This window comes from Streptosporangium sp. NBC_01810 (assembly GCF_035917355.1).
Taxonomy (GTDB): Bacteria; Actinomycetota; Actinomycetes; order Streptosporangiales; family Streptosporangiaceae; genus Streptosporangium.
Map to the genome: position 1 here is coordinate 5,106,817 of NZ_CP109070.1, position 16,472 is coordinate 5,123,288.

Genomic DNA, 16,472 nt, shown 5'->3' on the forward strand with positions numbered 1-16,472 from the left:
CGTAGTAGGCGAGAGGCCGGCCGCTGTCAAAGCAGTCCGAGCAGCCCAGCCCTACGCCTCCGTCTTCGTCACCCACCAGGTGGAAGCGGGGATTGAGTAGGGCTGCGATGAGGGGATTCGTGTCAGTCATCGGTCACCTGCTGGCGGGGTCCAGCCGAGTTTGATCAGAGCGTCACGTGCCCCATCCGGCATGGACACCAGCAGCTCGACTTCCTTGGCGCCGAGCTGTGTCACCTCGACGGTGGACATGGCGAGCTCGACCTGTACCCGGGGGATGCGGCCCGCCTGGTACTCGACGGATATGGCGCGTACGCCGTGGCTGATGTCGTGGTCGTCGACTTCGATGCGGGGGGACCACGGGTGTTCGCCTGGGAGGACGGCGACCTTGTGCTTGGGCATGGGGTTCCTCGGGGGTCAGGAGGTGATGATGCCCGTGTTGGCGAGCACCAGGAAGAACACGCCGGCGCAGAAGAGGGCGGCGACCCATAACTTCTGAATCACGGCGACGACGACAGCGGCGCCGAAGCTGATGAGGGCGAGGAGAGTGAACAGGCCGTGGACGCTCAAGGTGATCTCCAGTTTCCTGGGATGATTACGAACGGTAGCCGTTTCGGGTTATCCCGCCGGTGACGAGTTGTACCGAGAGTGATCAGTGGGCGTTCCAGCCGCCTCGCTGAGAGTCGATCGCCTGAGTCGCCTTGCCGTGGCACGTGGCGCAAAGGCCCCGTCCGCGCGTCGGGTCGTTGGGGTTGAGCCCTTGCCGTACGAGTTCCTTGCGGTCGATCGGCCAATGGTCAGCGACCGTGCTCGGCGCCCCGCACAGGCGGCAGGAGGGTTCCCGGCGAAGCACCGCGTCCCGGAACTCCGACCTGTGGCGTGACCCGTAGCCTCGGCTGGATGCGCTGCCTCTCAGCTTCTCTGCCTCGGCCTTGCATTCGGCACACCTGCCGCCTGGGGTGAGGGCAGGGCATCCGCTCGTAGGACACACAGAGAGAGCCTTGTGCGGCATCAGGTGTCCATGATGGTGATCCACCCGTGGATGGCGGGCTCGGTGTCTTCGCCCGCTTCCACCACGATCTTGTAGTACCAGGCGCCTGGGTGCTGGGTGACAGCGGTGGGGATGCGGATCCTTACGTGGCCTTGTGCCGCGTCCACGATGGTGAGCCCGTCGCCTTCAGCGAAGGTGTGGGCCGCCACGTCATCGTCGTCCACGTGCGTGTTGGTCTTGATAACTGCCGTGACCGTTGCCGAGGTCAGGTTGGCCGGCTCATCGCCTGAAGTGACCTGCCACGTGCGGGAGGTATCGGCGCCCTGGGAAAGGGGGACGTTCACGATGGACGGGGACGGCATACGCACCTCCTAGATCAGGCGTCCGCCATAGGCAGGGCTGGTGACGGAACCGCCGAGCGGGGCATCCACCAGGGATCCGCCGTACCCGGCAGGCAGGAGAGAGCCGCCAAGGTTGGTGATGTCGCCGGGGCTTGTGTCGCCGACGGTCGCCTGGGCGGTGGGGAGTGCGTAGCTGGTGCCGGTCGCGTGTGAGACCCGGCGCGCGGTCGCTGCGGCGGCTACGGCGAGGACGGCCCGACTGGTGGCCGAGGCGGTCTTGCCGGTGCTGCTGGCCGCCCAGGGCGTAGCGGTGGCGGTGGCGTGGGCTGCGGCCAGGTGTGCGGCCACGGCGTGGCTGTACGGGATTGTGTGGGCCCGGCTGGTGACCGGAGTGGTCTTGGCCGCCTGCGCGGTGGGCGCGCTCAGGGTGTGGCACCAGGCGGTGACGGGGCGGCTGATGATCTGCGAGTGGTAGCCGTAGGCCAGGCCGTAGCAGGCGCCGGTGACCGCGGTACGTTTCCCGGCCGTGGTGTGAGTGCTGGCCTGCAGCAGACACCAGGTAGCTGAGCTGATCGTCTTGGCCGTGGTGGAGCTGGCCGCGGCGGCGGCGTGGGCGCGGGGTACGGCGCGGACGGTCTTGGTCGTGGTGGCGTGAGCGGTCGGCGCGGTGTGGCAGGTTCCGGTCACCGTGACCGGGACGGTCTTCCCAGTGATCGCGTGCGCCCACACGGTGGTCGGCGACACCCCGGAAGCGGCGACCGTCTTGGACGCGGCCCCATACGCCCACCCGGCTGCGCTGCAGGAGGCGGTGACGGACCTGGTGATGACCTGCGAGTGATACGCCCACACCGCGGCGTAGGACGCCCCGGCCGCCGGCGCGGACTTGGCTGCCGTGCCGTAGGAGACCGCCAGCGTGGAGACGGTGCCGGCCGCGGTGACCGTCTTGGCCGCCGAGCCGTGGGTGCTAGCGGCCGAGGTGGCTGCGCCTGAAGCGGGCACGCTCTTGGTGGCCGCCGAAGACGCCCCGGCCGCTACAACGGACCTGATAGACGCGGGTGCGGACTTCGCCGCTGTCGCCGTCGCTGTCGCCGTAGCCGTGCTCGCGCCGGTGGCCGGCGCCTGCTTGGCGGCTACAACGGACGTTACGACGGCCGTCGTGCTCGCCCCCGCCGCGGGGACGCTCTTGGACGCCGAGGCGCGGCCGACCGTACCTGCTGAGCAGACCGCGGTGACGTTGACGGTCTTGGATACGGCGACGGCCGCCGCGGCGGCGGCGGAGCAGGCCGTGGTGGCGCTGACGGTTTTGGCCACCGTGGCGGACGTCGTGGCGGCCGACCGGGCGGAGGCGGTGACAGCGGTCCCGCCACCGCCGGCCTGAGGAGGCTGGATCGCGAGGAGGAACGACACGTTGTCGCGTGACCCGGCCAGCGTCGCCGTGAAATTCCCGGTCGCCCCGGTGACGGTTTGGGGGGCGGTGGCGATGGCGGACGCAGCGTCGGCTCCGCCGGACGACAGCAGGTCCGTGCGCTCGGTCAGGCTGGTGGGGTTGGTGGCGCACGCCCACGACACGTCGCCCACGAGCTGGTTGTCGTCGGTGGCCACGGCGGCGACGATCAGGCAGTCCGCCGCCGTGGTCGTGATGCTCGCGCAGGCAGGGTGGCCGTCGGCGGTGGCCTGGGCGCGGGAGGCGTGGACCGGAGTGGTGGTGTCGGCGCCGATGACGCCGACCATCGACCCGGCGCACGAGTCCGTGAACCCTGACCAGGTGTAGCCCGATGGCTCGGTGGTGCCGTCGGTGACCTTGTGCTCATAGACGCCCGCCCAGAACGTCGTCGAGATCGAGCCAGAGGCGACGAGCTCCCACCCGGACGGCACCGTGGTCGGCGCGGTCGAGGCGCCGCCGTTGCCGACCAGGGCGTACAGGGTGTCGCCGGTGGCGGTCCCGGGCGGTTTGGCGATCGTTGTGGAGGTGGTGGTGGAGGTGCCGCCGAGGCCTGCGGCGCGGAAGGTAGGGGCGGCCACGTCATGCCCCCTCACACCTCAGGTCGCGGGCGCAACCACTCCGACCGGCTCCTAGCGAAAGGTCAGGGAGCGCAGGTGAGATTGGCGTACCCGAGTGCCGCACCTGTGACTGTGTTGTCGCAGTGCACGACGTTTCCGGTGGTGGAGGGGTCGTGGACGTAGAAGCCGCGGCCCGGCCCCTGCACGTCGGCGACGTTGCCGGTGAAGACGTTGTTCAGGCCCCAGTTGCCGAGCCCGTTCTTGGTGAGGTTGCGGTGGTGGGTTTCATATCCGTTGAGCAGGCTGTGAGCGCCGGTGTTCCCGACGATGGTCCAGCTGTTGCCTTTGGCATCCACCCAGGAGTCGGCGCCTTCCTCGGTCTGTCCGGCCCCGTCCATGAAGTTGCCGGACACGACGCCGTCCGACGTGCCCTCCTTGATGTCGATCGCTTCGGCGGTCGTGTCGTAGATCGTGTTGCCGACGATGGTGTTGCGGTCGGAGCGGTCGGGCTGCCCGCCGGTCAGCACACCCCAGTTCGCGTCCGAACTGCCGATGTAGACGCCCTCGCCGAACTTTTCCCTGCGGTTCCCGGTGTCGTGGATCGTGTTGCCGGTGACGAGGCTGTCGACGGTGTGGGAGCGCAGGTGGATGCCCTCGTCGCCTACCCCGTGCACCGTCAGGGCCTCGATGGTGACGTGCTCGGCGGCGTCGACGATGACGCCCTTCTGCGCGTCGGCGACCGTGAAGCCGTACAGGTGCCACCAATCCGCACCGTCCAGGTGCAGCCCGTACCCGCCGGTGATCCCGTCGTTGGTGAGGACAGCCGCCGAGGACCCGCACAGCCAGATCGGCTCCTCAGCCGTGCCCGGGGTGGTCGCGGTCCAGTTCCCGTCGTAGGTGCCATCCTCCACGCTGATCACGTCGCCCGGCTGGGCGGCGGCCAGCGCGGCGGCGAGCTGGCCGGGCGTGGCCACGGTGACGGTCGGCGGCGGGCACTCCGAGTCCGCGCGAGCGGGGCTCGGCGAGGCGACGGCGGAGACGATGAGCACCAGTACGGCGGCGATGGCGAGGCGGCGGATGCGCGGCAACGACACAGAGCGTCCTTCGAGGGTGTGGTGTGGCTGGTGATGGGGGTGGCGCTAGATGCCAGTGTTGTCGAGCACCAGGGCGTCGATGGCGACGGTGATGGTGCCGTCCGCGCCAAACGTCTCTGGGATGACCTTCTGGAAGAACAGCTCGCCCTGCCCCGTCACGTTGACGGAGGAGCCACCCAGGGTGGCGGACACGTCGAACGTGTCGGTTGTGGCGGACACGACGTAGTAGATGGTGCCCTCGGTCAGCCCGGTTGGGAGGCTCTCGCCGAGGACGTTGAACACCATGACGCGGTCGCCGTCGGCGAGGCCGTGGCCGGCGGATTGGATGGCGTCGGAGGTGATGCCCGCCGTGTCGACCGTTCCGAAGCCCTTCACCGTGGAGTTGATGGGGGCGTAGCCGCGGTAGTTGCCGGAGTTCGCCGACGAGGCATTCCAGAACGTCAGGAACGCATAGCTGCCCGCGGGGACCGGGATGGACAGGGCGCCGGAGTTCGACTTCTGCCCCCCGGAGGCAGCAGCCCAGGTGACGGCCTGGCGGGCGTAGGAGCCGCCCGTGGCCTCACCAGAGTTGGCGTCGGCGCCTGTTCCGGGATCCGTGACCGTGTGGGCGCCGATGTGCGTTATCTGGGTTGCGGACTCGTCGAGGGCATCGAGCATGACGTTCTTCGCCGCGATGTTGAACGGCATGGCGAAACCTCCTACGGGCATACGGAAAGGGCCGTCCGGTGGACGGCCCTTCAGGTCAGGTCAGGGTGGGGACGGCGGAGTAGTCCTCGCCGGGGATCTTCGCGACCCGGTCAGCGGTCTCCCAGCGTTCGACGACGTAGCGGTCACGTCGTCACCGTACCGACAGCGGCGGCGTCCGCAAGCCCCCGCTTGTGTCCCTCCGCAGCGCAGTCGTACGCGTCCTCAGCAGCGCACAGCAGCAACGCCACACAGTTGACGCGGTCCTCTTCAGAGGCTTGGCGGAAGCCTTCGATCCACTCGCGGGCGCGCTGGCGGAGATCAGTCGACATGGGCGTACTCCCTGGGGGACGGGAAGGGGGTCAGATGTCGTTCTCGTAGAAGATCTGCGCCTGCCGCAGCAGCCCGAGGACCTTGTAGTGCGGGAGGCTCCCGCCGGGCATCGCGCAGAACATCTGCGTCTCACCCTCATGCTCATCAGCCATCGACACAGCGACCCCGGCGACGACGTAGTCCGTGATCAGCTCATGGTCTGGCGCCAACTCGAACGCCCGCACGACCGCTTCGATCGCGGCGCGAAGCTGAGCATCCGCTTCGTGCTGCTCAGGCGTGAGAGGCACTGGCCCTCCCGGTCAAAGGTCGTGTGCGCAGTGGGCGCACGCCGTGATCTGGGCAGGGTCGGTCTCCGTGAGCAGGTCGGCGGCGGCCGGAGGAAGGATTAATCGCGATCCGGCCAGTTCCAGTCATCGTCTCCGGCGGTGCCCTCGGGTGTCATGAAGCTCCATGGGTTCGGTGGTGGTGCCAGGCGGGCGGCCCAGGAGGCCGCGTCTCGAATGAGGAGGCCGAAGCCGCCCGCCCGGGTGTTGCTCGGTCCGGCCAGACCAGATGTGGACCTGCATGGCCGGACCGAAGATCACGAACTACTCGACGCTGGCCGACTCCCACGGATCAGGACCCTCATGGCGGCCTCCCTCGATCACCCTCAGGCCCGGCGTGATCTCGGAGCCGCCGACGTACTCAGGCTCTTCCTCGTCGTCCTCACCAGCGAGGGCGTACGAGCCGCACATGCGAAGCAGGTTGCGCACGATGGCCTTGGTTTCAGCGTTGGTGAACTTCGACGGGGCGCGCTCCAACTGGAGTCCGAGGGCAACCCACGCGTGGTTGGCGCCGGACTCTCGCAGGTGCTTGGCGCCGCAGTCGCCGTGCCACCACCGGAAGAAGATCTTCGTGATGATCTCGCCCTCGACCGGAGGCTGACCGCAGCCAGGGCACGCCGTGGCGCGGCCTTCGCTCTTGTACTCGACCGTCTCGCCAGTCGGGTCGGTGTAGCGGTTGAGGCGGGCAGGGATCGGCCCCTTGGACTCGCTGACAGAGAGGGTGACGTCGCTGTTCACGCGACACCTCCGAGGGGCTTGCGAAGGGAACCGGTCTCGTCGAGGCGCTTCACGGCCCGGTCCCACGCCCATCCGTCGCCGGGCGGGGTGAGGCGGGAGGAGTAGCTGATCCGCAGGTTGCCGTTCTTGTCCTCGTACTCGGTTTCCTTCTCCCGGATGAAGTCCCGGTCGGTGGCGAAGGACTTGGGGCGGTTGTTGCGGATCGTGTTGCCTCGGCAGATGAGGCCGATCTCGCCGAGGAAGTCGAAGACGTCCTTCTGGAGGATGCGGATCCCGAGGTTCTGAATCGACCACGCCTTGAGCTTGTTCGCGAAGTCCGACAAGGTCATGAGCCCGTCGGCGGATCGGTGGTGGTCAGCGGCGGCGGCCTTCGGCCCGAGGATCTGGATCTCTTCCTCGGCGGCCTCACGTCCGGCGGCCTCGATCATGCGGGCGGCGTGCTCCCTGTCGGCACGAGCAGCCTCAAGCTCGGCGCGCTCCTCGGCTTCGTACCACTGGCGAGCGAGGTCCTTGCGGCTCAACTGCTGGCGGTACTGCCCGGTCTTGCGGATCGACGGGATCACATCGTGGAACACCCATCGCTGGAAGCGCTCGACCTGATCCTTGACAGCGGGGTTCTTGATCCGGCCAACCTGGCGCTGTCCGATCAGCCGGTAGAAGCCGGGTTCCTTCGCGTGCCAGACGGTCTGCTCGCCGCCGGGGGTACTGGCTAGAAAGTACCCCTTCTCATCCTCGTCGAGGTTGGCCAGCATGTTGCTGGCGTCTCGGTTGCCGAGTGCCTTGGCGAGGCCCGGCGCGTTGACGATGAAGCTGTCGCCAACGATGGTGATCTCCAGATGGAACTCTCCGTTGTCGAAGATCTGGAGTTCCTGATTTTCACCCCGGTTGTCGTCCTCGGGGTTGAAGGAAGTACCGTTGTGCACTGTCGATCTCCTACGTGGATCGGCCATACCCCGGGACGGCTACCACCGTCGCCGGGGTTCTTCGTGTTGAAGAACTGTCGTTCTAATTCTACCAGTCGGACCCGCTATGGACTGGGCTGAAAACGGCTTAGCGGGCATTTCGAGTGGGCGTTTTGTACACCGAAACGGATCAGCGGCAGGCAGATCGCTCAGTCTTCGGTGCCGCGCACCCAGTCCACGAACTCCGACCTCCACACAGCCTGTCCCCCGTCGAGCAGCCCGAGCGTTTCCATGCTGCGGGCGCCGTTGTTGGCGGAGAAGATCATGCGGTGACCGCCGTCCTCGTCGATGCTGGTTCCGACGAGAACGAACTTGTCAGGCATGCCGCCACCGGGGATCTCCCCCGCCTTAATGGCTTCCGCCAAGGCGTGGGAGATCCGCTCGCTCAACGCGTCAGCGTCGGCTGTGCTCACTCATCCCTCCCGTAGACGGAGTCGCGGGCCTTGCGCAGGGACCGGATGATCCGGTTGATGCCTTCGCGGTCGAGGGTGGCGTGCCAGCCGTAGAACAGCCCTTCGGGGTTGTCCGGGGTTCCGCCGTCTTCCAGCTTCATCTCGCTGCTCTGGTTGATCGTGGCGATCTGCACGTGCCCGGTGTCGCCGGGCCACCAGCTGACTTCGGTTCGTAGTCCGGTCCCGGCGATGCAGTCGGTGTTCTCCTTGGGCATCTTGCCCTCCTTGTCATCTCGACGGTGCGCATCTCGCGCGGTTGGAGCGCTGCCATCACGGCAGCGCGGATCCGCTTTCGCGGAAGCTCTTGGGGGTCAGCGGAGGGTGAGGCGTCGGATGGAGTCAGCCTCGTACACCAAGGGCCGCCCGGTCGTCTGCACGGTGATCCTCGGTACGGGCGCCACCTCGACGTCCACCAGGTCGTCTGGGCGCCACCGCTTGATCCACGCCGCGACCTCGCGGACGCTCCCCGGTGTCAGGACGGTCATCGTTCGTTCACCGCCATCCACTCGGCTCACCATCCTGGTGGGCGGTCTGGTCGGGCTCTCTTCAACACCTCAGCGTCGCTCTGGACGATCTGTAGCCCGTGCTCGTCGACGTCGACCTCGCGGCGCGCTCGCCAGAGCTTCAGCAGCTTCACGACTCCCCCACGGCGCGGCACTGCGGGGTGCCGTGCGAGACGTATTTGGGTGGCCAGGAGATACCCGAGCTGCCGGTGCACCTCCAAGGCCTCCATGATTGTGACTGTGTTCTCACAAACGCTGGCGGGTCCGGAGATCACCATGGTGACTTCCGAGCCGTCGAGCCGGGAGTCAACCAAAATATGATTCCCCAGCTCGTTGACGAAGGAGCATTCCGTCCGTCGCGCACCTCGGGCGGCCGGCTCGCCAGGCGCGGCTTCCTCACGGATGACGGTGTCCGACATGTTGACCGTCACCAGTTCGCTCTGGCCCATCTTGAGCGCGGTGTGCAGCCGGGTCCAGGCGTCGGCGGCTTTGCTGGTGGGCGTGTCTGCGAGGACACGCCAAGCACGGCGGAGGACGTTCACGGCGTGTCCATGTCTTCGACGACGTACACCAGGAGCGCCCGGCAGATAGCCCGGTCCCGATGCCGCATCAAGTCGGGGTCGGCCCGATCGAGGACGGTGATCGTAGGGTTGTCGCCCTCGGTCACGTACAGGAGCGCGGGGCCGGGCGGGAGCGTGATGGTGCGCAACGCTTCCTCTACGGAATCGGCGTGGATGGCCATCAGCCCTGCCCCTGCCCCTCACCGCTGGGCACCTCGTACAGGTGCCAGACGAGCCCTTCCGGAGTGCGGGCGGTGGTCCCCCACCAGCGTGCCCCCTCGGGCAACGGGTGACCGGTGCCGAATACCTGGAACGTCCGCTCGATCTCCGTGCCGTCGAGACGACGACCTTCTGCCCAGAACTCCACGAGATGCTGAGCCTGCGGTCCAGCGCCGAGACGTGCGGCTTCCACGTGAACCGGGTTCCCGCCGAGCTTGAACCCCTGCGGCCGGTCGTTCACGACCACCTGGTAGCGGAGCATGCAGCGGGCCATCACGCGTCGTCCTCGGAGCGGTCCCGATGGAGTTTCGGCCACCCAGCGGTCAGCTTCCCCGCGTCACGGTGATGAGGCAACTCGCCGAGCAGCCGCATGGCCACATCCACGATCGTGCCGCCACCTTGAGCGGCGCCGTCGGGGAAGTTGTCGTACACGTACTCGGCGAGGCGTGCCAAGTCCCGCAGTGCGTCCGCGTTGCCCGACACCGGCTCTTGCGGCGCTGCGGGTTCTGCGTACCGGTCTACGACCTCGACCGTTTCCGGGGTCACGAGCACCGCGCGGGCTCCGCACTCCTGCTTGAAGTGCTGCCACCGGTCGAACTCTTCCTCGGTGGTCGGCGCGTCGTACTGGTCCACGACGAGCGCGAACGGCTGCTCAACAACCTCGCCGACGACAACATGAGGCAGGGGAAAGATCTGAATACGCATCAGGCGTCCACCTCGCCGATGAGCGAGGCCAGCGCTTCCGGTGTGAGAGGGCGCCCGCACACCTTGCAGTCGGGATCCCACACCATCGGACCGTCGCCCTCCGCGAGGCCATGGCCCTGCGGGTTGAGACAAGAACACAGCGAAGGATCGGCAGGCTCAGGGGCGGGATCGAACCTCTCGGCGAAGTCCTCAGCCGAGCACCAGATGAACCGGCCGCCACCGAGGTAGACCACGTAAGCGCCGGTCGGGACGCTAGCGACACCGGACCACGTGGGCAGGAACACCCCCGACGCTGAGGGGATGGACCCGAGGCGGCGCAAGGTACTGGCGTGTTCGCTGAGCTTCAGCATCCACTCGTGAACGTCGGCGAAGTTGTGCTCTGTGACGAGCGCGGCTTCCAGCGGCTGGGGCTTGGTCTGGTACCGGGATGCGGTGAGCATGGTTGATCTCCATGGGGGGTTTCGGGGGGTTGTGTGGCCCGACCGCAACACCCCCCGGTCGGAGCGGTCGGGCCACGGTGCGCGGCGAGCCGTCGCTTGGGGGCTCCTGCTCAGCGTCGCGCTGCACACCCACCCCACAGGGAGGGTGCGCGTTCTTGGTGGGGGCTGGCACCCTCGCGCAAGGACCAGCCCCCAGAGGCTCGACGCGCGTACGGGGAAGTCCACGCGGAGCCAGCGCACCCTCGCCAGAGGAGCGCGATCGGGAAATCTAAAGGAATCTAGGCCGCAGCTGCGCGGGGAGCCTTACGGGCCCGCCGCCACTCATCGCGCTCTTCCGGTGTCGGCAGAATCCTCAACCCCAGGTTCTTCAGCGCGTCGATCGTCGACAAATCCCAGAAGTCGTAGAACACGACCCGACCGACCTTGCCGACCTTCCGCGCCTTGTACCGCGCCGGCCAATCCCGGAGCGTCGACCACTCCCGGCCGAGTTCCTCTGCGGCTTCCTGCAGGGCGATCGGGTCGAGGCGCTCTTCGTCGGCGTGCACGGGATCACCTCCCGGGCAGCAAAAAGCCCCCGACACCTAGGGTGTTCGAGGGCTGGCAAGGTCAAGCTTCGAATCAAAGTGTCGCAAAACATGGTCAGTTAGGCAAATAGCGGCGCGCCGAAACGTCAGCCGGTGGGCGCAGCGACCGCGAGCCACTCCGCGACGGTCAATCCCAAAGCCTCTTTCGGCACGTCAATCGGCAGCAAGAACGGGACGACGTAGAAGCCGCCGTCAGCGCGCGGCATGACGTCGGCGACATCACCGAGGCAGGGAGGGGAGGTGGCCATGACGGACCATTCTCTCCTGCCCCTCCGACGCTTCAAGCCCGCCGAGCCTCGGTGTCGTCGAGGTAGCCGGGTACGGCGAGGCTGCGCCGACGAACACCGGCTCGGCGGATCATGTCTCCGGTCGCGGCGACGAGGTCCCGGTACTCCTGCGCCGTGTACACGACACCGCACTGACGGCATTTCGCGCCGTCGAACTCGCCGTCGCCGTTGAGGACCTCGTACAGCTGCTTGTACCCGCACGGCGATTGGCACGGTGTCGGCAGATGCCGGGCCGAGACGCTGGTCTCTCCGACGTGGCGGCGGCACCGGTAGTGCAACTGCAGCATCTCCAGGCCCGCGTCGGCACCGTCGAGGTCGAGCAGGACGTCGGCGTACTCCGCGGACCGGTGCACCAGCCCGGTGGTGCCGGCGGGCAGGTCTGCGGCTTCCCGTAGGGACAGCGACCGCATCATGGGTTGGGCTTCCAGGGCGAGCAGGGCGTCCACATGGGCGGCGAGCACTGAGCAGGCGGCACGGACCGTGTCGTAGGAGACGAGTCTCTGCGACGCCCCAGTGTCCGGGAGTCGCAACCGGGCGACCGTGGCGACGCGCTCCCACCACGACACCACCACTGAGGCCACGTCACGCAGCAGCTCGTCCGCGGCGAGGGAGATCGGGATGGGCGCGGACTTGGAGATGCTCACCTTCGGGCCGGCGGACTGGCCTCGCTGCCCGAGAGTGGCGTAGACGCGCCCCCAGTAGGCGGGGAGCTCGCGGATCGCCCGCTCGATGATGCCGCGGCAGGAGTCGCAGTAGGCGCGGGGGGTGAAGGCGCCGCGGCGGACCGTCTTGCCGCCCACGGTCTCCAGGCGGGGATCAGCACACCGGTCGGCGCGGGCGCACTCCCGCAAGTCGTCGAGGTCGTCAGGTGCGGAGTGAATCCAGTAAGGCATCGCGGTCTCCCCGAGGTCGTACGCTTACGGGAGACCATTGGGGATGATGGGGTCTGACGAGGTGGGGCGGGCGGCTCTCCGTGTGGGATCGGGGGGCCGCTTTCGTGTCTCAGCGATCAGCCGAGATAATCTATTCCGGGTGTCGTGTTTCCGCAGTTCGCATTCGTGCCACCTGCGACTTCTTGGCGCTTCGTCAGTAGTTCCCCTCGGCGACTTGTAGGACGGTCAGGCCCAGCTCTTCACGCCACATGCGGACCACGGCCGCGCGGTCGTCGATGACTCCGGCGATCTCCCGGTGGGCGAAGTGCTCGGTGTAGATGTCGTGCTTCACCTGCACGTCGGGCCGGTTGTCGTGGTCGGCGCGCATCCACAAGCCTTCGACGTCGTCCCAGTAGCCGACGTTGGCGCACAGCCACACCTCGGTCTGGTATCGGCACTGCTCCTTGCGTCCGGACACGTACGCCACCGGATGCCCGGCGAGGATCAGCGCCCGAACGACGGCGACGACAGGCGGGTTCGGGGCGTCCTCCCCTACCCGGTGCCAGTCGTACGGGTCGCGGTCTCCTCGGAGAGCGAGAGTGCCGTCGAGGTCGACGATCCACAGAGCCTTGCTCACGTCTCCTCCTCGGTGATGTTGTAGCCCTTGGCGAGGTCCGTGATCGTCGCTTCAGCCAGCCGGGTAGCGTGCCACATCAGCATGGCGAAAGACTCCTCTTGAGGAGTGCCTAGGTACTTTTCGCAGCGGTCGAGGGTGTCAAGATCTGCCTTGCATCGGGCGAGGACCGCGCTCGGCTGGTTGGCCACGATGTGCGCTTGGTCTTCGTCCTGATAGACGTGGTCGACGATTCCGTTCATCTCGTGGCCGACGTAGATGCCGCCGTCGTCGATCCACTCGCCTTGGGTGGCGGCTTCGGCGAGGGCTTTCCTCTGCTCGATCGCCGCGCGGAGTCGGGCGGGCAGGTCCTCGTTCAACGGTCCTCCTGGGGGTCGGCGGGAATCCTACGCCCGCCCATCAGCAGCATGAGGGCAGAACCGACGAGCACGCCGCCGCCCGCGATAGCCACCGCCGCTTCCACGCCCGCAGGATCACGGCCAGCGATAGCGGCGAAGCCGAACAAGCCCACGGCGGGGCCAACCATGAGCAGTGTGCTCGCAGCGACGCAGACCAACCATGCGAGGGCCACACTCAAGACTCGGTGGTGCTGGTCGAGGGCACGGAGGCGGTCGAAGAATGCGGCTTCACGGTCGTACCTGGAGCGGCTCACAGGGTCTCCTTGGTGGTGGCGATGACGGTTCCGGGCAGTGCTCCAACGGCCTCAATGCCGAGGAGGCACCCGTCCTCGTCCACGTAGAAGGCGGTCTCTTCGCCATGCTCGGCCACCGTGCGCTCCATGTACTCGCGCGGCCCATCGGGGAAACTGTTGAGCAGGTAGGCGCCCCACGGCTGGCCGTAGCGCCGTACCTCTACCACGGCGGGATCTGCCCCGACGATCACGTACTGCCACTCGGGGAGATCTGTGTTTGGCACAGTTGTTTCGGCGGTCAGGTCCAGCTCGTCGGGCGCCCACCTCATGGCGTCGGGGCCGACGTCGTAGTCCTCAAGACAGGCGTCGATCGCGGCGAGGACGCCGTCAGAGTTGGACATCGATCTTCTCCGGGTCGTCGAGCATGTCGCGGATCTGGTCGGCCAGCAGGCGCAGTTCGTCGGGCGTGGTCTTCACCACGATGCACCGCTTGTACCGGGAGCGGGTGTGCATCTCCAGGAAGACGCGTCCACCAGAGGCGGCCAGGGTGATGTCGTTGGCCCAGACGTCGCGGAACATCCACCACCAGCGGGCGCGGTCCAGCAGGGGTGGGCGCTTGGCTCTCACGTCGCCTCCCAGGCGGCCTCGATCGTGGGGCAGGCGGACAGGTAGGAGCACATGCCGCACAGTTCCACACACGAGCACAGCCCCGCCCGGTTGTGGTTCACCGCGTGTTGCAGGCTCCCACGGGCGGGACACCACAACTCGTCAGCCATCATCGGCCACCCACACAGGGCTTTGCCGATGTAGGAGCCGGGGCCAGCCTCCCGCACATCACCCGACAGGTAGCGTCCTCGGCGGGTCGTGGGCGGCGCCAGGTGCGGCGGCACGGCGGGGTCGCGGACGTGGAGGGTGCCGAACGCCGGGCCGTCGCCATCGACAACGAGCCGGTTCGTGGGCGCCATCCACTCGGTGCGCGCCGGCGGTTTCGCGGCCCGGCGAGTCCACTCCCGCATGATGCGCTCACGCTCCCATGTCACCTGCTGGGCGGCTTCCCGGGTCAGGCGGGTGTTCTCGTCCAGCAGCCATAAGACCTCCTGGCGGAGCGTGTCCTTGGACGCTTTGGCTGCCTGCTCAGCGGTTAGCATCGGGTCGGTTCTCCTCTGCGTGGGGGTTGGGTTCAGTGTGGCGTGTCGGCCCGCAGGAGGCGGGCCGACAACGACGTCAGGGGCGGGCGGGCGAGTCAACGACGGCCCACTCGTGGACGGGGCGAGACACCACCACGGCGTCCACGGGGAGGCCCTGGGCTGCCTGCCAGCGGCGCAGGGGCGTGATGGCCTCGCGAGCCTCCAGCAGGCCAGCATCGCCCTCGCCGGCGACTTCGTAGACGACGGCTGGTGCCTCTTCGCCCGTGGCGGGGTCGGTTCCCCAGCCGGTGTAGCGGCAGGCGTACTCGATCCGCTCGGCCACGGGTCAGCTCTCCTCTTCGTCGAGGTCCCAGCCCGGGTTCTCCGGGCAGTCCCTGTCGTGGTCCTCAGGCTCGGCGTCCTCGGGAGCCCAGCAGGTGCACTCAGACATGGCTCAGCTGTCCTCTCGGTGCGGCAGGTACTCCATCGACCGGTCCCCACGACATGGCGCCAGCGCAGGGTCGTCCGGGTCCACGCCGTTGGCGACCGCCATCTGCCGGTAGTCGTCGTACAGGTCAACCGTGGAGTGAACTCCGGAGTAGTCAGCGGCGCTCATGCGGACGGCGAGGTTGTCGGATGCGCCGCGCAGCAGGAAGCCGGCACAGGTCTTCGGCCGTTCGCGGCCGGACATGTGGCAGGCGAACTTGCTGGTGGCCAGGTCGTAGGTGGTGCGGGCCGAGTGGCGGAACGCCTCGGGCGGGAAGACGTCTGTGGGTGCGTCTCTGCGCCAGGGGCACGCCGGGCAGGGGTGGGTCTGGTGGGCGCGGTTGCCGCCGACGAGTGTCGTGACGCCCCACTCGCCGTCGCCTCCGTCGTGGACGCCCACGACTCTGGGCTTGCTGGTCATCGGTCAGGTCTCCTTGGAGGTCAGGGGCGGGTGACGAGGCGGCGGAGTTCGGCGAGCCCGGCGACGAACGCGCGGACGAACTGGCGGGGTGAGCGAGGGATCAAGTTCACGAGGGGGCTCCGTTCAAGATCGTTGGTGTCAGGGGAGGCGCCCTTCCCGCGCCGCGAACGCGAGCCCGGCAGACCGGGAAAAGGGCTGAGGGGTCAGCAGCGGGCGTGCTCGGGGCAGAAGTCGTGCAGGGAACGCGAACCCTTGCCGCGCGGCGGGGGCACGTCCCATCCGGCGTCGCCCGCCGCGAGACGGGCCTGGCGGGCGTGGCGGCGGGAAAAGGCGCTGTCGGGCGTGAAGGTCGCCTCACACTCGGGGACGTCGCACCGGACCTCGAAGATCGGCGCCTGTGCCTCGAAAGCGGTCATCGTCGGTTCTCCTTGCTGATCGGTTGGAGGTCAGGTGGTGGCCGGCTGGACGCTCGGCGCCGGGTGCGGGCACCCCTGGGAGCACCTCCAGGCAGGGACGGGTGAAACGTCGGACGGCTGCGGGGTGGTGCCGCACAGGGCACACGTGGGGCTCAAGTCGTACCTCTCGGAGCGGGTGGGGCGGTTGGTCTGGCGGAGTGGAGGGGACTCCCAAAGGAGCCCCCTCCGCAGCGTCAGCGGGTGGTGAGAGCGCCGGGCAGATCCGCGAGAGCGGCGAAGAAGCTGGACGGGCGAGTCTCGGCGAAGATCGTCGAGAAGTGAGCAGTGCGAGCGGCGTCGATCGCGGCGGCGGTCTCCTCCTGCGCCGCCTGCGCGGAGTCCCGACCGGAGGCCAAGTTCTTCGCGGTCACCGCCAAGATGTCCGCGGAGCGCGCCGCCTCGTAGGCGACGCTCCCCCAGAGCTCGTCCTCCATCCCCTCGGCGGAGTTGGCGACCACGTTGAGGGCAGCGCCCTGGTCGCGCTGCGCGTCCGCGAGATGGCCGAGGACAGCGGCGAAGTCTCCGTCCCAGTCGCTGTTCTCATCGGTGATCGCGGGGGCGAGGAGGGCGGACAGGCGGGCGATCTCAGCGGCGATCTCGGTGGCGTTCAACGGGGTCTCCGTTCTCGGATG

The 16,472-nt window shown here is 68.0% G+C and carries 31 protein-coding genes; all 31 read right to left on the reverse strand.

What is annotated here, in order from left to right:
- Positions 1-126: 126 nt before the first annotated feature.
- Complete coding sequence (locus tag OIE13_RS22350; protein WP_326828692.1) at positions 127-399, reverse strand: hypothetical protein; 273 nt, start codon at positions 397-399, stop codon at positions 127-129.
- A gap of 15 nt (positions 400-414) precedes the next feature.
- A complete protein-coding gene (locus OIE13_RS22355; RefSeq protein WP_326828693.1) occupies positions 415-567 on the reverse strand; it encodes a hypothetical protein in 153 nt (50 codons plus the stop codon).
- Between the two features lie 441 nt (positions 568-1,008).
- Complete coding sequence (locus OIE13_RS22360) at positions 1,009-1,332, reverse strand: hypothetical protein (RefSeq protein ID WP_326828694.1); 324 nt, start codon at positions 1,330-1,332, stop codon at positions 1,009-1,011.
- Between the two features lie 27 nt (positions 1,333-1,359).
- Positions 1,360-3,351, reverse strand: a complete 1,992-nt coding sequence (locus tag OIE13_RS22365; RefSeq protein ID WP_326828695.1) for a hypothetical protein — start codon at positions 3,349-3,351, stop codon at positions 1,360-1,362.
- 62 nt (positions 3,352-3,413) lie between these two features.
- Complete coding sequence (locus OIE13_RS22370; RefSeq protein WP_326828696.1) at positions 3,414-4,424, reverse strand: right-handed parallel beta-helix repeat-containing protein; 1,011 nt, start codon at positions 4,422-4,424, stop codon at positions 3,414-3,416.
- A gap of 45 nt (positions 4,425-4,469) precedes the next feature.
- Positions 4,470-5,111, reverse strand: a complete 642-nt coding sequence (locus OIE13_RS22375) for a phage tail fiber protein (protein WP_326828697.1) — start codon at positions 5,109-5,111, stop codon at positions 4,470-4,472.
- A gap of 143 nt (positions 5,112-5,254) precedes the next feature.
- Positions 5,255-5,440, reverse strand: a complete 186-nt coding sequence (locus OIE13_RS22380; RefSeq protein ID WP_326828698.1) for a hypothetical protein — start codon at positions 5,438-5,440, stop codon at positions 5,255-5,257.
- 30 nt (positions 5,441-5,470) lie between these two features.
- Entirely contained in the window at positions 5,471-5,728 is a 258-nt protein-coding gene (locus OIE13_RS22385; RefSeq protein WP_326642921.1) for a hypothetical protein, read from the reverse strand.
- Between the two features lie 300 nt (positions 5,729-6,028).
- Entirely contained in the window at positions 6,029-6,502 is a 474-nt protein-coding gene (locus OIE13_RS22390) for a hypothetical protein (RefSeq protein WP_326646667.1), read from the reverse strand.
- The gene (locus OIE13_RS22395; protein ID WP_326646666.1) at positions 6,499-7,425 is read right to left on the reverse strand and encodes a phage antirepressor; all 927 of its coding nucleotides are present in this window, start codon (positions 7,423-7,425) and stop codon (positions 6,499-6,501) included. The genes OIE13_RS22390 and OIE13_RS22395 overlap by 4 nt, the downstream gene beginning before the upstream one ends.
- Positions 7,426-7,613: 188 nt before the next feature.
- Complete coding sequence (locus OIE13_RS22400; RefSeq protein WP_326646665.1) at positions 7,614-7,877, reverse strand: hypothetical protein; 264 nt, start codon at positions 7,875-7,877, stop codon at positions 7,614-7,616.
- Positions 7,874-8,131, reverse strand: a complete 258-nt coding sequence (locus tag OIE13_RS22405) for a hypothetical protein (protein WP_326646664.1) — start codon at positions 8,129-8,131, stop codon at positions 7,874-7,876. Before OIE13_RS22405 ends, OIE13_RS22400 begins: the two co-directional genes overlap by 4 nt.
- 96 nt (positions 8,132-8,227) lie before the next feature.
- On the reverse strand, positions 8,228-8,401 hold the full coding sequence (locus tag OIE13_RS22410; protein WP_326646663.1) for a hypothetical protein: 174 nt from the start codon (positions 8,399-8,401) through the stop codon (positions 8,228-8,230).
- A 26-nt stretch (positions 8,402-8,427) separates the two neighbouring features.
- On the reverse strand, positions 8,428-8,961 hold the full coding sequence (locus OIE13_RS22415; RefSeq protein WP_326646662.1) for a hypothetical protein: 534 nt from the start codon (positions 8,959-8,961) through the stop codon (positions 8,428-8,430).
- Positions 8,958-9,161 carry a hypothetical protein gene (locus OIE13_RS22420; protein WP_326646660.1) on the reverse strand — a complete coding sequence of 68 codons (204 nt, stop codon included), beginning with the start codon at positions 9,159-9,161 and terminating at the stop codon, positions 8,958-8,960. Before OIE13_RS22420 ends, OIE13_RS22415 begins: the two co-directional genes overlap by 4 nt.
- On the reverse strand, positions 9,161-9,472 hold the full coding sequence (locus OIE13_RS22425) for a DUF7352 domain-containing protein (RefSeq protein ID WP_442811729.1): 312 nt from the start codon (positions 9,470-9,472) through the stop codon (positions 9,161-9,163). Before OIE13_RS22425 ends, OIE13_RS22420 begins: the two co-directional genes overlap by 1 nt.
- The gene (locus tag OIE13_RS22430; protein ID WP_326646657.1) at positions 9,472-9,903 is read right to left on the reverse strand and encodes a hypothetical protein; all 432 of its coding nucleotides are present in this window, start codon (positions 9,901-9,903) and stop codon (positions 9,472-9,474) included. Before OIE13_RS22430 ends, OIE13_RS22425 begins: the two co-directional genes overlap by 1 nt.
- Entirely contained in the window at positions 9,903-10,343 is a 441-nt protein-coding gene (locus OIE13_RS22435) for a hypothetical protein (protein WP_326828699.1), read from the reverse strand. The genes OIE13_RS22430 and OIE13_RS22435 overlap by 1 nt, the downstream gene beginning before the upstream one ends.
- Positions 10,344-10,621: 278 nt before the next feature.
- Positions 10,622-10,888: a hypothetical protein gene (locus tag OIE13_RS22440; RefSeq protein WP_326828700.1), complete on the reverse strand. Its 267-nt coding sequence runs from the start codon at positions 10,886-10,888 to the stop codon at positions 10,622-10,624.
- A gap of 125 nt (positions 10,889-11,013) precedes the next feature.
- Complete coding sequence (locus tag OIE13_RS22445) at positions 11,014-11,175, reverse strand: hypothetical protein (RefSeq protein WP_326828701.1); 162 nt, start codon at positions 11,173-11,175, stop codon at positions 11,014-11,016.
- Positions 11,176-11,207: 32 nt separating this feature from the next.
- Positions 11,208-12,107 (reverse strand): hypothetical protein, encoded by a 900-nt coding sequence (locus OIE13_RS22450; RefSeq protein ID WP_326828703.1) that lies wholly within the window; start codon positions 12,105-12,107, stop codon positions 11,208-11,210.
- Between the two features lie 193 nt (positions 12,108-12,300).
- A complete protein-coding gene (locus OIE13_RS22455) occupies positions 12,301-12,723 on the reverse strand; it encodes a phosphatase domain-containing protein (protein WP_326646652.1) in 423 nt (140 codons plus the stop codon).
- A complete protein-coding gene (locus OIE13_RS22460; RefSeq protein WP_326646651.1) occupies positions 12,720-13,079 on the reverse strand; it encodes a DUF6221 family protein in 360 nt (119 codons plus the stop codon). The genes OIE13_RS22455 and OIE13_RS22460 overlap by 4 nt, the downstream gene beginning before the upstream one ends.
- Positions 13,076-13,372 carry a hypothetical protein gene (locus OIE13_RS22465; protein ID WP_326646649.1) on the reverse strand — a complete coding sequence of 99 codons (297 nt, stop codon included), beginning with the start codon at positions 13,370-13,372 and terminating at the stop codon, positions 13,076-13,078. The genes OIE13_RS22460 and OIE13_RS22465 overlap by 4 nt, the downstream gene beginning before the upstream one ends.
- Entirely contained in the window at positions 13,369-13,752 is a 384-nt protein-coding gene (locus OIE13_RS22470) for a hypothetical protein (RefSeq protein WP_326646648.1), read from the reverse strand. Before OIE13_RS22470 ends, OIE13_RS22465 begins: the two co-directional genes overlap by 4 nt.
- Positions 13,739-13,978, reverse strand: a complete 240-nt coding sequence (locus tag OIE13_RS22475) for a hypothetical protein (RefSeq protein WP_326646647.1) — start codon at positions 13,976-13,978, stop codon at positions 13,739-13,741. Before OIE13_RS22475 ends, OIE13_RS22470 begins: the two co-directional genes overlap by 14 nt.
- The gene (locus OIE13_RS22480; protein ID WP_326646646.1) at positions 13,975-14,499 is read right to left on the reverse strand and encodes a hypothetical protein; all 525 of its coding nucleotides are present in this window, start codon (positions 14,497-14,499) and stop codon (positions 13,975-13,977) included. The genes OIE13_RS22475 and OIE13_RS22480 overlap by 4 nt, the downstream gene beginning before the upstream one ends.
- A gap of 76 nt (positions 14,500-14,575) precedes the next feature.
- Positions 14,576-14,821 carry a hypothetical protein gene (locus OIE13_RS22485; RefSeq protein ID WP_326646645.1) on the reverse strand — a complete coding sequence of 82 codons (246 nt, stop codon included), beginning with the start codon at positions 14,819-14,821 and terminating at the stop codon, positions 14,576-14,578.
- A 111-nt stretch (positions 14,822-14,932) separates the two neighbouring features.
- On the reverse strand, positions 14,933-15,385 hold the full coding sequence (locus OIE13_RS22490) for a DUF6283 family protein (RefSeq protein ID WP_326646643.1): 453 nt from the start codon (positions 15,383-15,385) through the stop codon (positions 14,933-14,935).
- 203 nt (positions 15,386-15,588) lie between these two features.
- Positions 15,589-15,801 carry a hypothetical protein gene (locus OIE13_RS22495; protein ID WP_326646641.1) on the reverse strand — a complete coding sequence of 71 codons (213 nt, stop codon included), beginning with the start codon at positions 15,799-15,801 and terminating at the stop codon, positions 15,589-15,591.
- A 233-nt stretch (positions 15,802-16,034) separates the two neighbouring features.
- Positions 16,035-16,451, reverse strand: coding sequence for a hypothetical protein (locus tag OIE13_RS22500; RefSeq protein WP_326646639.1), 417 nt, complete (start codon positions 16,449-16,451; stop codon positions 16,035-16,037).
- Between the last annotated feature and the right edge of the window lie 21 nt (positions 16,452-16,472).

Bases quoted from the DNA above. Each gene is read 5' to 3' on its own strand.
- OIE13_RS22430 (WP_326646657.1), bottom strand. From the start codon at position 9,903: ATGCGTATTCAGATCTTTCCCCTGCCTCATGTTGTCGTCGGCGAGGTT.
- OIE13_RS22480 (WP_326646646.1), bottom strand. From the start codon at position 14,499: ATGCTAACCGCTGAGCAGGCAGCCAAAGCGTCCAAGGACACGCTCCGC.
- OIE13_RS22350 (WP_326828692.1), bottom strand. From the start codon at position 399: ATGCCCAAGCACAAGGTCGCCGTCCTCCCAGGCGAACACCCGTGGTCC.
- OIE13_RS22410 (WP_326646663.1), bottom strand. From the start codon at position 8,401: ATGACCGTCCTGACACCGGGGAGCGTCCGCGAGGTCGCGGCGTGGATC.
- OIE13_RS22425 (WP_442811729.1), bottom strand. From the start codon at position 9,472: ATGGCCCGCTGCATGCTCCGCTACCAGGTGGTCGTGAACGACCGGCCG.
- OIE13_RS22380 (WP_326828698.1), bottom strand. From the start codon at position 5,440: ATGTCGACTGATCTCCGCCAGCGCGCCCGCGAGTGGATCGAAGGCTTC.
- OIE13_RS22420 (WP_326646660.1), bottom strand. From the start codon at position 9,161: ATGGCCATCCACGCCGATTCCGTAGAGGAAGCGTTGCGCACCATCACG.
- OIE13_RS22435 (WP_326828699.1), bottom strand. From the start codon at position 10,343: ATGCTCACCGCATCCCGGTACCAGACCAAGCCCCAGCCGCTGGAAGCC.
- OIE13_RS22450 (WP_326828703.1), bottom strand. From the start codon at position 12,107: ATGCCTTACTGGATTCACTCCGCACCTGACGACCTCGACGACTTGCGG.
- OIE13_RS22445 (WP_326828701.1), bottom strand. From the start codon at position 11,175: ATGGCCACCTCCCCTCCCTGCCTCGGTGATGTCGCCGACGTCATGCCG.
- OIE13_RS22375 (WP_326828697.1), bottom strand. From the start codon at position 5,111: ATGCCGTTCAACATCGCGGCGAAGAACGTCATGCTCGATGCCCTCGAC.
- OIE13_RS22490 (WP_326646643.1), bottom strand. From the start codon at position 15,385: ATGACCAGCAAGCCCAGAGTCGTGGGCGTCCACGACGGAGGCGACGGC.
- OIE13_RS22470 (WP_326646648.1), bottom strand. From the start codon at position 13,752: ATGTCCAACTCTGACGGCGTCCTCGCCGCGATCGACGCCTGTCTTGAG.
- OIE13_RS22405 (WP_326646664.1), bottom strand. From the start codon at position 8,131: ATGCCCAAGGAGAACACCGACTGCATCGCCGGGACCGGACTACGAACC.
- OIE13_RS22495 (WP_326646641.1), bottom strand. From the start codon at position 15,801: ATGACCGCTTTCGAGGCACAGGCGCCGATCTTCGAGGTCCGGTGCGAC.